Source organism: Photorhabdus heterorhabditis, assembly GCF_001280945.1.
In the GTDB taxonomy this organism is placed as follows: Bacteria; Pseudomonadota; Gammaproteobacteria; order Enterobacterales; family Enterobacteriaceae; genus Photorhabdus; species Photorhabdus heterorhabditis.
In genome coordinates this window covers 1-14,946 of the sequence record NZ_LJCS01000082.1, presented here as the reverse complement: position 1 = coordinate 14,946, position 14,946 = coordinate 1, and the positions used below count along the sequence as shown (strand labels likewise).

The 14,946-nt window shown below is 39.3% G+C and carries 13 protein-coding genes and 1 pseudogene; 2 read left to right on the top strand and 12 right to left on the bottom strand.

Going from position 1 to position 14,946, the window contains the following annotated elements; genetic code table 11:
• Nucleotides 1-1,118: 1,118 nt before the first annotated feature.
• Nucleotides 1,119-1,382 (top strand): hypothetical protein, encoded by a 264-nt coding sequence (locus AM629_RS24390; protein WP_054481068.1) that lies wholly within the window; start codon nucleotides 1,119-1,121, stop codon nucleotides 1,380-1,382.
• Between the two features lie 183 nt (nucleotides 1,383-1,565).
• On the opposite strand, the gene AM629_RS18975 is transcribed toward AM629_RS24390, so the two are convergent.
• The 8 genes and pseudogenes from AM629_RS18975 to glyA all read right to left on the bottom strand — a co-directional run bounded on the left by AM629_RS18975 (nucleotide 1,566) and on the right by glyA (nucleotide 10,991).
• Nucleotides 1,566-1,805 (bottom strand): Tn3 family transposase, encoded by a 240-nt coding sequence (locus tag AM629_RS18975; RefSeq protein WP_054481066.1) that lies wholly within the window; start codon nucleotides 1,803-1,805, stop codon nucleotides 1,566-1,568.
• A 596-nt stretch (nucleotides 1,806-2,401) separates the two neighbouring features.
• Nucleotides 2,402-3,559, bottom strand: coding sequence for an MFS transporter (locus tag AM629_RS18970; RefSeq protein WP_054481064.1), 1,158 nt, complete (start codon nucleotides 3,557-3,559; stop codon nucleotides 2,402-2,404).
• Nucleotides 3,560-3,627: 68 nt separating this feature from the next.
• Nucleotides 3,628-3,917: pseudogene (locus AM629_RS24775) on the bottom strand (ISAs1 family transposase); the annotation flags it as partial.
• Between the two features lie 229 nt (nucleotides 3,918-4,146).
• Complete coding sequence (gene treC / locus AM629_RS18965; RefSeq protein WP_054481063.1) at nucleotides 4,147-5,808, bottom strand: alpha,alpha-phosphotrehalase; 1,662 nt, start codon at nucleotides 5,806-5,808, stop codon at nucleotides 4,147-4,149.
• Between the two features lie 76 nt (nucleotides 5,809-5,884).
• Nucleotides 5,885-7,324: a PTS trehalose transporter subunit IIBC gene (gene treB / locus AM629_RS18960; RefSeq protein ID WP_149616434.1), complete on the bottom strand. Its 1,440-nt coding sequence runs from the start codon at nucleotides 7,322-7,324 to the stop codon at nucleotides 5,885-5,887.
• Between the two features lie 144 nt (nucleotides 7,325-7,468).
• On the bottom strand, nucleotides 7,469-8,416 hold the full coding sequence (gene treR, locus AM629_RS18955) for a trehalose operon repressor TreR (RefSeq protein ID WP_054481061.1): 948 nt from the start codon (nucleotides 8,414-8,416) through the stop codon (nucleotides 7,469-7,471).
• A gap of 73 nt (nucleotides 8,417-8,489) precedes the next feature.
• Nucleotides 8,490-9,635 (bottom strand): 3-phenylpropionate MFS transporter, encoded by a 1,146-nt coding sequence (locus tag AM629_RS18950; RefSeq protein ID WP_054481058.1) that lies wholly within the window; start codon nucleotides 9,633-9,635, stop codon nucleotides 8,490-8,492.
• Between the two features lie 102 nt (nucleotides 9,636-9,737).
• Nucleotides 9,738-10,991 carry a serine hydroxymethyltransferase gene (gene glyA / locus AM629_RS18945; protein WP_054481056.1) on the bottom strand — a complete coding sequence of 418 codons (1,254 nt, stop codon included), beginning with the start codon at nucleotides 10,989-10,991 and terminating at the stop codon, nucleotides 9,738-9,740.
• A gap of 365 nt (nucleotides 10,992-11,356) precedes the next feature.
• Between glyA and hmpA the strand changes: the two genes are divergently transcribed.
• Entirely contained in the window at nucleotides 11,357-12,547 is a 1,191-nt protein-coding gene (gene hmpA, locus AM629_RS18940; RefSeq protein ID WP_054481054.1) for an NO-inducible flavohemoprotein, read from the top strand.
• Nucleotides 12,548-12,772: 225 nt separating this feature from the next.
• On the opposite strand, the gene AM629_RS18935 is transcribed toward hmpA, so the two are convergent.
• The 4 genes from AM629_RS18935 to AM629_RS18920 all read right to left on the bottom strand — a co-directional run.
• Nucleotides 12,773-13,039 (bottom strand): PAAR domain-containing protein, encoded by a 267-nt coding sequence (locus AM629_RS18935; RefSeq protein WP_054481052.1) that lies wholly within the window; start codon nucleotides 13,037-13,039, stop codon nucleotides 12,773-12,775.
• Nucleotides 13,040-13,084: 45 nt separating this feature from the next.
• Entirely contained in the window at nucleotides 13,085-13,807 is a 723-nt protein-coding gene (locus AM629_RS18930; protein WP_054481049.1) for an Imm52 family immunity protein, read from the bottom strand.
• 13 nt (nucleotides 13,808-13,820) lie between these two features.
• Nucleotides 13,821-14,585 carry a Tox-REase-5 domain-containing protein gene (locus AM629_RS18925; protein ID WP_054481047.1) on the bottom strand — a complete coding sequence of 255 codons (765 nt, stop codon included), beginning with the start codon at nucleotides 14,583-14,585 and terminating at the stop codon, nucleotides 13,821-13,823.
• A 104-nt stretch (nucleotides 14,586-14,689) separates the two neighbouring features.
• A partial coding sequence (locus AM629_RS18920) for a PAAR domain-containing protein (protein ID WP_072161943.1) occupies nucleotides 14,690-14,946 on the bottom strand: 257 nt, incomplete at its 5' end.

Sequence of the window (14,946 nt, the reverse complement as noted above, 5' to 3'; positions counted from 1 at the left end):
GGGGGCAAACAAGATTCTATCAATATCCAAGCATCATCAGAAATGTCGTAACGTGCCACTATTTTGTTCCTGCATCGAAATCAATCAGATAATAATACTATTAATTGATATTAAGGGACACAGCCTAGTATTATCCGTCAGTAAATATGCTATCAGGACCGTTGGCTAGCCGGAAGCAGCATCAACCAACAGGCTGGTTTGTAGTTCATATATTTTCCAACCCAAAAACCGAGTTTTAATCTAACACCCACTGAGATCGATTACCTTATACAAATCTAAGGTTACCTATGCTGCCAGAGTCCCGGTATTGGTTTTTTCAGGAACAGTGAAACGGAAAACTTCGTTGAGCGGTTAAATTAAATAACCTATTCAACAGCTTCCAATTTAAATTCAGGTGAATAACGTTTCATTTGTGACTCCAAAGCCTCCAGCAGGTGAAATGACCCCAAAAGTTCTGTCTAAGGAAAAGCAAAACAGGTTCTTCATAACTAAGAGAGTATTTATCATAGCAAGTTTAGTTAATGCATAATCGGCTACTTAATATTTAGTTTAATTATTAAACAAATAACTAATTATTTATAATATTAGTAGAAAAAATAATGAATTTATAAACAATTAAAAATATAAAAAATATTTTATTTGTAAATAATTACCAAAAGATAAATATTATTTTTATATATGGTTAATGAGGGTGTTTAATTAATTTTTAACCTTGGATTCACATAATAAGAGCAAATTTTCTGTGGAAAAAAAATAGAATTAATGATTATCGTCCAACAACGGGAGTTATTAGTGAAATCATACATCCATTAGATCTAATTCAATGGATCAACCTTGAACATTCATTAAACCTAAATTACATTCAAGGTATAAAATCTGACTATTCTATATCTGGAGACGAAATACCAGATAGTACTTTTATTATAGGTGAAATAAATGGGGCTGTAGTCACAGGATATAGCAGTTTTGTAAATCTATTTAGAAGAAGAGAATTAGACTTTGTTTTTCAAGATATACATAATCAATTAATTTTTTCCCAATTAGCTTTTGATACGCCAAACTGGTATGAAGATTCGGTAAGAATTTGGACCGAAACTAGTATTAAAACTGAAGAAATCTTGCACTTTAATTCCCTTGATCATGAATATAATGGAGATAGAAAAATAGAGAGAGTTGTTAATGTTGTCAAAGATGTTACAGATTTTATTATGATGGAAAAAAAACCTATTTTTGACTTTCCTACTCTAGAGGATGCCATACGCCTTCAAAAATTACTCAATGAAATTGATTCTAAGAAACCAAAATTCTATAAAGTAAAATATAATTTTTCAAAAGAGAGAATTTTATTAAGCGAAAAAAGTGGATTTGGGAGATTAGGGTAGAAAACAGGATCATGTATTTAAGATGTTGAAGCTAGGGGGTGTTAACGTTTTGTTATTTTTATCTTAAGTTAGAAGTGGTATTTGACGCCAGAGGAGGAAAGCACCTTGGAAGGCAAGCAAATTGGCCTAAACAGGAAAAATGGCTCACAACATTTTTCATTATGAAAAAACAAACCTATCATTTTAAACAAGATTTGTCAGTTGCTTAGGGCCTGTATTACAGGCCTCCGCCATCAATATGACACAAATGCTGATATTCAGATCTTTAACACGAACAGAACCTTCTGATACACGGGTAAATGCTTCCGTGAATTTAGTTCGTACATCAATTTCCAGTATGAGTTCCAGCAAATCAACTCGTGGCAACATGTCAGTCACCCGATTACGTAGCTCAATGAGAGAAGATGATTCTTCAAATATCATCAAGAGGACTCAAAACCAGTCTTGTTCTCTGGTCATCCCGACTATTAATAAATCTTATTACCGGATTATCGGGCAAACTTTTCAACCCATCACGATTGCCTGATCAAATTCTTAAGCCATTGCCGCCAGTTATGGGCTCAGGAGCGGATGAAAAACCAAGAGAATATCAAATTACATGCTTGCCACTCACTACCGTCTAAAAGGCTATTTGTGAATCAGCATATCCAAGCACCAACCAACAAGCTTGAAATTGGACATTCTCAACAACATTAATAACGTCTTTCTTCCTGTACCGCTTCGATAGAGGGTGTGTGTTTTTTTATCTTGATTTAGTCTGTTTATGACCAAATCAACCACATAAAATAAGTTAGATCCAGCCCTAGGACTAAATTGTACTATACAAGGAAATCCTAAATACATATTTTGAGAACAGGACCGATAAATGAAGGAATGATAAGGAATATGTGAAATGTCCGGAAAAACATGAGCATTTGTATAATCAATTATCTTCGGTGAAAGCTCTAAGAATCTGAACTGATAGCAACCATCTGGAGCGAAATTAATGCCGCCTTCTATGAAGGCGGATTTTTAGATTTTTACTTAGTATTTACTATCTTAAAAGCATTACTTTTCATACTATAGAACTGAAGGCCTAATGAAATTACCATAGAGAGAACTGCAAAATAAATTAGAGCCATGGTCCCCATTCCCAGAGATATAATTACGCCACCCAATGAGGCTCCTACCGAACTTCCTAGATAGTTAACCGAACTATTGAGAGCAACGGCAGCACTTCCGTGTTTAGGCTGATAAGATAATAAAATGTGTTGCTGAGGAGCTCCTGATGCCCATCCCATAGCTCCCCATATGAAAAACGGCAAATATTTTATAAACGATAGATTAATCATTACTGGGATGCATATGACAGAACATGTTAGAATAATTAAAATAATTGTCATTAAAATTTTTGGCGCTTTAAAGTAGTCAATTAAATACCCAATTGATAGACTACCAAACAAACCACCTAATCCCCAAGCCCATAAATATAATGCTAAATTACTTAAGTTATTAAGATCCTGTAATAATGGAGATAAATAGGTGTATAAACCTAAGCTTGCAATACTTGCAAAGAACGTTATTAATACAGTGACAGCAACTCTTTTATCTAAAAACATTGCAATTCTTTCTTTCATAGCCGGTGGCGCAATAACTGGAACATGTGGTAAAAATTTAAAGATACTTAAAGCTGAAATTAAACTAAGAACAACAACAAACCACATTGCAGATTGCCAATTCAATTGGTCAGCGATATAAAGCCCCATAGGAACACCTAATACAGTTCCCATACTCATACCACCTATCGTTAAGCCAAGTGCCCGCCCTTTCTTTTCCACAGGCACTAGCATAGTTGCTCCAGCCACAGCTAATGGTGAAAACAAACCGGCACCAACACCGGCAATCGCTCTTGATATCAAAAACACAGAAAAATTTGGAGAAACTGCGGTTAATGCATTCGCAAGTCCAAAAATTATTATAGAAGTTAATAGGACTTTTTTTATAGGCTTACCTGCTAAAAGTGAAGCAAATAGAGGGGCAGAGATTGCATAACATAAAGTAAATATACTTACAGATTGTCCTACTTGAGAAACGCTTTTTTGATAACTATCACTAATTCCCGGCACAAGTCCAGCGATAATATAGGCATCAAAACCCAGAGCAAACATACCTATAGCTAAGAAAAGAACTTTTTTCATAGTGTTGCCATCCTTACATAGTTAACAATACCATAACAAATGAATTTTATGCATTATGATTGACTAACTCCCCACAACGTTTTTCCATCAATCACGATGACACTTTTCCCTTCGCTGATCCGACGATGATTGATCCAAGGATGTAGGTTTTCAATCAAAGGCATCACTATCAATGACCTTGATAATATTAGCAACACAGTGTCAGCAGGGAATGTCGGGAGTAAAAGCAGTGTGCTGTTTAAGCCACTTAAATTGTCACTCGCCAAATCCCTGAATAGATTTCCAGCCAGAAACACCACTCACAACAGCCGAGCAAACCAGAAAAATAACATCCATTAATTCATGTTTTCTTATTAATGTCAGCGCACGGAACAAGACAGGTATGTCATTGATACATTCTTTGAAATAATTATCGTCAAGCTCACTTTTTTATGAAAGATGATGATCAGATCATTTTAATGATGAAAAGTTCCATAAAAAGTAAGATTTTCCTGATTCTGAGCCACAAAGCTCGAAGGTGGGCGAGGATGTCAATTGACAACAAAAAAGTTACCAATGAACTTTTTTGTTGTCGTTTTAAACCTAAATTACTCCGCTAACCAATAAACGGCTTCATAAGGTTGTAACTGTATGTTTTTTGCAGGTAGCTGACGTTCAGGATAATTCCCCAATAATTTAACCCACGAGCAATGGGATAAAGCAGCATCCAGTGACCATTCCTGTACTTCCGCGCTGAGATTGGCGATAACCAATAACGTTTGATTTTCCCAACGACGAACATAACACCAAAGAGAAGGATGAGATGGCAATAAGTCTTCATAGCTGCCATAAGTCAGTACAGGATATTCCTTACGCAACTTTATTAAGCGTGCATAACAATGAAAAACTGAATCATCATCCTGCATAGCGTTTTCAGCATTTACTTCCTGGTAATCACTATTTAGCGCGAGCCACGGTTCCCCCTGAGTAAATCCTGCATTATGAGTTGCATTCCATTGCATCGGCGTTCGCCCATTATCACGAGATTTCTTCGCTAAGACCGATAAGATTTTTTCTTTATCATCGCCCAGCTCAATCTTCTCCTGATAAATATTTAAACTTTCTATATCCCGATAATCCTCAATTTGAGAAAAATTAGGGTTAGTCATCCCCAATTCTTCCCCTTGATAGATATAAGGAGTTCCTTGCATACCATGCAACACCATTGCCAACATTTTAGCAGATGGAACCCGTAATGCTCCTTCACCACCAAAACGTGAAACAATCCTCGGTTGATCGTGATTACACCAGAACAGAGCATTCCACGCTCGTTCATACATCCCTTGCTGCCACTTAGCAAAAATTTTCTTCAATTCAATAAAATCAGGTGGCGCAATGACCCATTTTTCGCCATTGGGGTAATCGACTTTCAAGTGATGAAAAGCAAAAACCATCGATAGCTCTTCACCATCTAACGAGGAATAGCGCTGGCAATTTTCCAGGGAAGTAGAAGACATCTCCCCGACAGTCATCACCCCCGCAGGCTGAAATGCCTCTCTGTTTATTTCCTGCAAAAACTCATGAATACGCGGACCATCGGTATAGAATTGACGCCCATCTCCCTCTGTTGCTTCAGGAAAATCCTGCTGCTTAGAAACCAGATTGATAACATCCAGACGGAACCCATCAACGCCAAGGTCAGCCCAAAATTCACAAATCTTTTTAAGTTCAGCCCGTACTGGTTCATGCTCCCAGTTTAGATCAGCCTGCTCAACGGCAAACAAGTGTAAATAATACTGGTTGCTTTCCTCATGCCACTCCCAAGCATTGCCGCCAAATTTTGACACCCAATTATTAGGCGGAGTCCCCGGTATTCCATCCCGCCAGATGTAATATTGCCGGTAAGGGCTATTAATGTCCTGTGCTTGTTTGAACCAAGGATGCTGAGTGGATGTATGGTTGAAAACAATATCCACGATGATACGGATATCACGTTGATGTGCTTCATCGACCAAACGCTTAAAATCATCCATTGAACCGTAAGCCGGGTCAATCGAACAATAATCAGCGACATCATAGCCATTATCTACCTGTGGTGAGAGGTAAAAAGGAGTCACCCAAATAGCGTCCACTCCCAGTTTCTTCAAATAATCAAGCCGGTAAGTAATACCGTTCAGATCGCCGGTTCCACTACCAGTAGTATCCTGAAAACTTTTAGGATATATCTGATAGATGACACCTTGTAACCACCATGGAATGATTTTGTCCATCAAAAACGCCTTATCAATATATTTCCTGAGTTAAAGTTACTTTTATATCTGTTAATCAAGTGAAGATTTAACAGGATTATTCAACAGCTAACACGCTACTCATATTCTTCTTTCGATAAACAATGATAGTCAACACCAACGGAATGATAACGGCCACGAGCATAGCTAATGCATAAATTGCCCAGAATTGTGGTTTAATCGAAAGGATACCTGGCAGACCACCGACACCAATACCGTTTGCTAATACACCACTCAATCCACAAATTAATCCAGCGAAACCAGAACCAATCATGGCACAGAGCATAGGGTATCGATATTTGATATTAATACCATACATAGCAGGCTCAGTGACGCCCAAATATGCGGAAATCGCTGCGGGCACAGATAACTCACGTTCATTATGCTTTTTGCTAATTAAAATGATGCCAACAACCGCTGAACCTTGAGCAATATTAGATAATGCAATAATAGGCCAAATCGGTGTCCCACCTATACTTTGAACCATCTGCATATCAATGGCTAATGTGGTTTGATGAATACCTGTGATAACCAACGGCGCATAAAAGAATCCGAATAAAGCCGCGCCTACAGGAGCAAAACTTCCCGTCATCAATGCCTTAACAACCCAAGCAACGCCATCCCCAAGTAACCGACCAAACGGCCCAATCAGGCTATGTGCTAAAAAGGTTGCTAAGATCAACGAAACGACAGGAACAATCACCAGATAGAGGTAACTAGGAACCACCCGTTTTAACTGAATTTCAATCCACCCCAAAGTAATGCCAGCCAACAGTGACGGAATAACTTGTGCCTGATAACCCACTTTATTGATTGTGAACAAGCCAAAATTCCATATATCAGGAATATGTTGCCCTAACTGATAAGCATTCATAAGTTGAGGCGACACTAATGTTATTCCCAATATAATTCCTAATATCGGTGTTCCCCCCATTGCTCTAACTGCTGACCAACAGATACCCACTGGCAAATAGAAGAAAATAGCCTCACCTAACAACCATAAAAAATCATATATCGTTTTCCAGACAGGATACATCTGGACTAAAGTTTTACCATCACTGAATGGAATATCACCAATAATATTACGGAAGCCCAAAATAAGACCACCGCTAATTAATGCCGGCAACAAAGGAAAAAATATTTCTGCAAACTGAGAAATAATTCGCTCTTGCCACTTCATATTTTTTTTCTTCGCCTGCTTTTTCTGAACTTGCTGTATATCTTGCTTACTCAATTCAGATTGACCAAGATAGCTATTTAAAACCTGATAATAATCATCAACGTTAGTGCCTATCACGACCTGGAACTGCCCTGCATTGGTAAAACACCCCTTAACCATCGGCAGATTTTTTATTTTATCTGTCATCGCCTTAGCGGGTTCAACCAATACAAACCTCAACCGAGTAATACAATGAGTCACACTGGCTATATTTTCACAACCACCGATTAATGTAATTAGTTTTTCAATATCTTTAGAATTTATTTTATTTTTCATCATAGCCAATCATTATAAGTTAGTATCAATCACTAATTAGCATGCTTAGTAAAGTAATTTCATCCTAATATCATTCAGTAATGCTTGTCATGGGAACGTTCCCAAAAATGCGTTAAAGATCACATTGAAATTGCAATATTCTTACTTTTAAGCCAATTTACTAGGAACGGTTACCTGTTGTTTTGGGTATTGTCGATTTATCTGAGCCATCAATTGATGGGCCGCATACTTACCTGCTTCACTATAGCCCAAATCCACAGAAAGCGTATTAGGGTACAAAAAATTCAGTAAGGGTGTACTGCCAATACTACCTATCTGTATATCTTCCCGGTTATTTTGCTGCAAATACTTATATGCTCCCAACGCCAGGCTGTCTGTTGCACAAATTAAGGCCGTAGTTTCCTTTCTTAATACTTTGTCAACATGTTGAAACCCACTCTGATAGCTTAAGTCACATTGAACAGAAAGTGGGCGTAATCCTTTCTGTTCACAGCAATTTAAATAGGATTGATGACGACGAAAACCCGTTGTGGTATCACAATCACGTACACCAAGAAAACTGATATCTCTGTGACCCCGCTGGTAAAGTTCATTCATTAGTAAGCGAACAGCGCCCGCATCGTCATAACATATAGAAGAAACATCAGCATATTCACGTGCAAATACCACTATTTTTTCACGCCAGGGAAATAAGAATTCTTCTGACAATCCTGTGAAACCAAACAAAATAACACCATCCGCATTACGTAACGCCAATTGGCGTAGATGTTCCTGTAAAAGCTGCGGATTAAAATTACTTTCCATAATAATAGGATCATAACCATGCTGATAAAATAGGGGTAACATCGTACTTATAGATAGATTTTCCGAAAAGGACCCCAACCGTGACACAATTAAGGCAATAATTTTGTCACTTTTCACCCGCATTGCTCTCGCAGATTTAGAGGGAATAAAGTTATTTTGGTGAATAATCGCTTCGACTCTTTCACGTACCTGTGAACTTACACTACTTTCATTGTTTAATACACGCGATACCGTTGATTTACTGACATTAGCCAAGCGTGCTATATCTTTTATTGTTAACTTGTTCGACATGATATCTCATAAAAATATTATTAAATCTATCCAGTTTCTTACAAAAATTTCATAAGAAACTGAACCTATGTTGTTAATAATTATGAGCTTTAACCTGTGGCCGCAAGAAGATGGCAGGAAAAGCAACTAAAGCCATTACCCAGAAAATTCCACTGTGCAGATAATCATACATAAATCCTGCAACTACCGTCATAACAGCAATAGCGCCCCCCATTGCTAAGGCCGAATAAGCCGCCTGCAATCGAACAATTTCCTCTTCCTTTCTGGCACCGATAAAACGCATTGCCGCCAAATGGCAGACAGTGAATGTGCCACAATGCAGAATTTGCACGACAATCAATACCGGCAATGCAGTGAATGTTGCCATCAATCCCCAACGAACGACACCACATATACCAGAAAGCAGCAAAAGGTCACGGGCACTCCAGCGGCGAAATAATTTATTACTCAGCGTAAAAATAACAACCTCAGCGACTACTCCTAAAGACCAGAGATAACCAACTACCGAAGCAGAATAACCCAATTTTTCCCAGTAAATTGCACTGAAACTATAATATCCCGCGTGGGCGCCCTGCAATAAAGCCACACAGAGCAGGAACTGACATATCGGTTTTTCAGACAACAACTGTTTAAATGACACAACATTAATTTTGTCTGATTTGACTTCATTAGCGGGCATGATGGAAGGTTTAAGCAATGTCACCAACAGCGTTGACAAGACACTGAGCAGCATAGTGATAAGAATGGCATGATGGCCCCAGACAGAGATTAATTCCCCGGTCAACGCCGAACTGATAATAAACGCAATCGAACCCCAGACCCGTATTTTTCCATAATCAAAAGGAAATTGTTTTTGCCATGTTCCCGCCAGCGCATCTCCCAACGGCATCATCGGCGAAAAAAACAGGTTGAAACCAATCATGACGAACAGAAGCCATGCCCAGTGATTTCCCAATGTAAAACCAACAACGAAAATCAAGGTCAACAATGCCAATATACGCAACGCAACAATAAGTTTCGCAGGATTTTTAACCGTAGGCGCGATCAATAAGCTACCCAAGAAACGGGAAACTAAACCTGCACCCAACAAAATCCCTATCATATCAGGTTCTATACCTTCACCCTGAAGCCAAATAGCCCAAAAAGGCAAAAATATCCCGTAAGAAAAGAAATACGTGAAATAATCTAACGCCAGCCAACGTGTCGACTGAATAACCATCAATCCCTCCTGGTTAATAATGCAAAAAAACCTGCTCGACACTAACTTAAGCAAACAAGGTTAGCTGGAGCAGGTTTAATAATTATTTATTAAAATTATTATTTATGCGTAAACCGGATATTCTGCACAAATAGCCAAAACTTTTTGCTTAGTCGTTTCAATAATCCCTTCATCATTGATGTTGTCCAGTACATCACACATCCAGCCAGCCAGTTCCTGAGCTTCTGCTTGTTTGAAGCCACGGCGGGTAATTGCAGGAGTACCAATACGTACACCGGAAGTCACAAATGGACTCTTCGGATCATTAGGTACGCTGTTTTTGTTTACGGTAATGTTTGCACGGCCCAACGCAGCATCAGCGTCTTTACCAGTGATATTTTTGTCAACCAGATCCAGCAGGAATAAGTGGTTCTCAGTACCACCGGAAACGACTTTGTAGCCACGCGCCAGAAAGACTTCAACCATTGCTTTAGCATTATCAGCAACTTGGTGTTGATATGCTTTGAATTCTGGCTCCATAGCTTCTTTCAATGCAACTGCCTTACCCGCAATAACATGCATCAAAGGTCCACCCTGGCAACCCGGGAATACAGAAGAATTCAATTTCTTATACAGCTCTTCGTCACCACCTTTTGCCAGGATCAAGCCACCACGTGGACCCGCTAGTGTTTTATGCGTCGTGGTAGTCACAATGTGGGCATGAGGAACAGGGTTCGGGTAAACCCCCGCAGCGATTAGGCCAGCAACGTGTGCCATATCAACGAACAAATAAGCGCCAATACTGTCTGCAATTTCACGCATTCTTGCCCAATCAACAATACCGGAGTAAGCAGAAAAACCACCGATAATCATTTTTGGCTGGTATTTTTTAGCTTGTGCGGCGATATCGTCATAATCAATTTTACCGCTATCATCAATACCGTAAGGCACAATGTTATATAACTTACCAGAGAAGTTAACCGGAGAGCCATGAGTCAAATGACCACCATGTGCCAAATTCATCCCTAACACAGTATCACCTGGTTGCAGCAAGGCCATATAAACTGCTGCATTCGCCTGAGAACCAGAGTGAGGCTGAACGTTGGCATAATCAGCACCAAACAGCGCCTTAGCGCGATCAATAGCTAATTGTTCAACAACGTCTACATATTCACAGCCGCCGTAATAGCGTTTACTCGGATAACCTTCGGCATATTTGTTAGTAAGCTGGGAGCCCTGTGCCTGCATAACTCTTGGGCTGGTATAGTTTTCAGAGGCAATTAACTCGATATGTTCTTCCTGACGAACAACTTCTTGCTCCATCGCCTGCCATAGTTCGGGATCATAATTAGCAATATTCATTTCACGCTTTAACATTGGGTTCTCCTGACTCAGCTAACTTCTCTTCAAACAACACCCCAAAGGGCAGAATGGCACACAGTGTAAACCCTTTTCACAGAATGAGATAGTCTTGACAAAATATTTTACGCAAACGATTGCTTGCCAACTGCAACAAGATATCGGTTTTTTCAGACATAACAAAAATTTCCTACTTTTTGGATCATTATCGGAATTTGTGACCTTGGGTAGCCTTAGCCTCAATGTAAGTATCTTCTGCAAACATTTTTTTACCGTAAAGACCACATTTTATATTTACAAAATCCTCAAAAAGCTATAAGTTGCATTTAATTTACATGTTATAGTTTTCATGATCACTTGAAAGAAATTCAGGAGTTTCAACCATGCTAGATAGTCAAACCATTGCAACTGTCAAATCTACTATTCCACTGCTCTCTGCTACTGGCCCGAAACTGACCGCCCATTTTTATGAACGGATGTTCAAACATAATCCTGAGCTGAAAAATATTTTTAATATGAGCAATCAGCTCAATGGCGATCAGCGTGAAGCCCTGTTCAATGCTATCTGCGCCTATGCGGCCAATCTTGATAATCTGGCAGCCCTCTTGCCGGCAGTTGAAAAAATCGCTCATAAACACACCAGTCTGAATATTCAACCAGAGCATTATCAAATTGTCGGTACTCACCTTCTGGCAACATTGGATGAACTGTTCCAACCGGGAAATGAAATTCTGGACGCTTGGGGAAAAGCTTATGGTGTGCTAGCTGATGTTTTTATCAATCGTGAAGAGCAGATCTATCATAGTGGCGAATCGACAGATGGCGGCTGGCGTGGCTTGCGACCATTCCGTATTAGCCGGAAACAAGTAAAAAGTGATGTCATTTGCAGCTTTGAGTTTGTACCACAGGATGGCGGAAAAGTGATGGACTACAAACCCGGCCAGTATTTAAGCATTTATCTGGAAGACGATAGTTTTGATAACCGCGAAATTCGTCAGTATTCACTGACAGCCGCACCAAATGGCTCCAGCTATCGAATCGCAATCAAACGAGAACCACAAGGAACTGTCTCCAACTATATGCATGATAAAATGCAAGAAGGTGATACCGTTTGGCTGGCTGCTCCACGCGGAGATTTTTTCCTTGATATTAAACCAGAAATCCCCGTGACTCTGATTTCTGCCGGTGTTGGCTTGACACCCATGATGAGTATGTTGCATCAACTCCACCAACAAAATCATAATAGCCAGATTAACTGGTTACATGCAGCCGAACATGGTGGTCATCACGCATTTACCAATGAAGTCACAGCCATTGCACAGGCAATGCCAAATCTTAACAGCACAATTTGGTACCGCGAGCCAAGAGATGAAGATCAACAAGGTGTCCATTACCAACATAAAGGTTTTATGGATCTGGCAGTTCTGAATGAGACACTCAAAACCAAAGGAATGCATTTTTATTTCTGTGGCCCAGTTCCCTTTATGCAATATGTGGCGAAACAGTTATTGGATATAGGAATTGATAAACAATTTATTCACTATGAATGCTTTGGTCCACATAAAGTGATTTAAATTTTCAGTTTAGTATTAAAAACATTATACGGTGAAAATAGCCAATAAAGCATCAACTTGAAAGATGAAGGGTATATCTTTAATTTATGGACTCTGATGTTCAATATTTATGTGTATTGAATGTGCTTAATGTGACTGAAAAAACCAATTCATCACTATTTTAGAGACTTTAATGGAGTTTATTTATCATGGAGCCCGTCCCGCTGGACGTCAGCTCCATTGATTTCAAAAATCATGAGTAAACTTATGCTGACTGGCAATTAATTTTGCCCCACAGGCTGTTTGCATTCCTTCAAGCGCAATCAATTTTCCTTTATATTTTAAAGAGTCAGCACCCTGAACAATAGGAAAAACCCCTTTGCATTGAGGGCACTCCACCAAATCTTCTTTACCTGCTACAGGAATACCCTTGTGAGTATAGTCATCAATAGCGGTAATCACTTTACCGCCATGATCTGTCATATCTCCTAATAGAATAACCGCTTTTGCCATTAACGTTCTCCACCGTTTTTCAATTGGTAAATAACATCACCTCCATCACACTTCGGTAATTAATGGTAATAATCCCAGGTTCACTAATTGAATTTCAACATCATTGGATTTATCAATATCGTCCTGATCTCTTCCATCAAAAATACCTTTTTTGGTGACAATCAGAGTACCTACCTGTTCATTATTCTGCTGCACGGGAAGCACATCTTCCGCCATAGGCAGATAGGATTTATCAATAATGCAAGGCTGGTAAAGCATCCAGCCAACACTGAGACGGTCTGGGAAAACTTGTTTGCCTTTTAAGGTATAGCCGTTGGTTTCTACTTGAATATAAGGAAAATCACGGCTGGTCGCTAAATATTTAACTAAATCAATTAATTGGGAAGTATAAAATTTGGTACTGTCAATTCTTAAGTTTAATATTAACCAAACCTTGTTAGGATGATTTGGCTTCGATTTATAATAATCAATGCTACTGGATAACTCATCCTTTTCACCATCCCATATGGCATTATTAAAAAAAGGAAAGCTTTTCTTATATTCTTTTTCAAAGTCTTTGATAGCAACTTCAGTTGGTCCCTGTTCATCAAACACAATATGCTGTAGAGCCTGTTTTCTAGAGTAACCAGTTAAGTACCACGTCTTTTTCTGCCCGAGAAAAATATCAATCTGCCGTGTAATGTGGAATAAATCCATTAACATCGTATTTAAGGTAATAGTTTCCTGTTGTTCATAACGCGCATTGATTTCCAAATTAATTATTGCCATCGTTGACCTCGAATTAAGTTAAACCTTTGCAAGGAGTATAATAAACACTGATATTTTTATGTTCAATAAATAACATTTTAAAATATCCATAACTGACAGGCTGTAAAAAATGCCATTCCACATGAGGCGTTTTATCTAATACATCACATACAGCTTGTTGCCTATCTGCTTGGTTTTTCCCTGATATACGACCTCTCCACCAACTTTTCGGTTTCCCCTCACTATCAAAAAACTGGTCATACCGCGCTTTGGCCTCCAGAAATAAGCAATACGCGGGTCGCCAGCCATCAAAGGTCACTTTCAGGCACTGAAATTCCTGGATCATCTGTATAGTGGGATCATATTTCGTTTGAGCAATAAATCGCTGATAGTTAATCGTGATGGCGCTCCAGCGGCTCACCTTGCGATATTTTTCACTCGTCACCGGAATAGCCAGGCAAGCCTTGCACTCTTTTGTACTCTCCGTTTTTTCACACTCTTCCGCCTTAGACTGGGCCTTCGCCTGAACCGCACTGGTATCAACGGATTCTTCCCCTAAATCATCATCCTCCCAAAAATCCGCATGCGCTTCGGCACTCCAGACAATATTTCTGTCTTCATCCGTGATTTCAGGACTTATCACAAAATCCATTTTCTTTCGGTGAATATGTTCATCGTCTTCGACCGGTTTTTCCTTACTTGCTTCCACTATACCGACAGCAATTAATACCCCGGCACAAGCGCTGGCAACATATTCAGCCGCACCTACTGCGACAGGGGCCAGTAATGGTATTGGCATATTAACGTCTCCTGTTTATCTTATTTTTTGCAATACAAAGAATATCTTTAAACTGCTATTTCAGCTCCTGACCGGGAATTCAAATGCTCCGAATTAAATTCACATTAACGGGCAAGAGTAAACTTATGCTGACTGGCAATTAATTTTGCCCCACAGGCTGTTTGCATTCCTTCAAGCGCAATCAATTTTCCTTTATATTTTAAAGAGTCAGCACCCTGAACAATAGGAAAAACCCCTTTGCATTGAGGGCACTCCACCAAATCTTCTTTACCTGCTACAGGAATACCCTTGTGAGTATAGTCATCAATAGCGGTAATCACCTTACCGCCATGATCTGTCGTATCACCCAGCAGAATAACTG

Excerpts from the sequence above, each read along its gene's own strand:
- treC (WP_054481063.1), bottom strand. The coding sequence starts at position 5,808 with ATGGACAAAATCATTCCATGGTGGTTACAAGGTGTCATCTATCAGATA.
- AM629_RS18925 (WP_054481047.1), bottom strand. The coding sequence starts at position 14,585 with ATGCCAATACCATTACTGGCCCCTGTCGCAGTAGGTGCGGCTGAATAT.
- AM629_RS18970 (WP_054481064.1), bottom strand. The coding sequence starts at position 3,559 with ATGAAAAAAGTTCTTTTCTTAGCTATAGGTATGTTTGCTCTGGGTTTT.
- treR (WP_054481061.1), bottom strand. The coding sequence starts at position 8,416 with ATGTCGAACAAGTTAACAATAAAAGATATAGCACGCTTGGCTAATGTC.
- AM629_RS18930 (WP_054481049.1), bottom strand. The coding sequence starts at position 13,807 with ATGGCAATAATTAATTTGGAAATCAATGCGCGTTATGAACAACAGGAA.
- AM629_RS18935 (WP_054481052.1), bottom strand. The coding sequence starts at position 13,039 with ATGGCAAAAGCGGTTATTCTATTAGGAGATATGACAGATCATGGCGGT.
- hmpA (WP_054481054.1), top strand. The coding sequence starts at position 11,357 with ATGCTAGATAGTCAAACCATTGCAACTGTCAAATCTACTATTCCACTG.
- treB (WP_149616434.1), bottom strand. The coding sequence starts at position 7,324 with ATGATGAAAAATAAAATAAATTCTAAAGATATTGAAAAACTAATTACA.
- AM629_RS18975 (WP_054481066.1), bottom strand. The coding sequence starts at position 1,805 with ATGATATTTGAAGAATCATCTTCTCTCATTGAGCTACGTAATCGGGTG.
- glyA (WP_054481056.1), bottom strand. The coding sequence starts at position 10,991 with ATGTTAAAGCGTGAAATGAATATTGCTAATTATGATCCCGAACTATGG.
- AM629_RS18950 (WP_054481058.1), bottom strand. The coding sequence starts at position 9,635 with ATGGTTATTCAGTCGACACGTTGGCTGGCGTTAGATTATTTCACGTAT.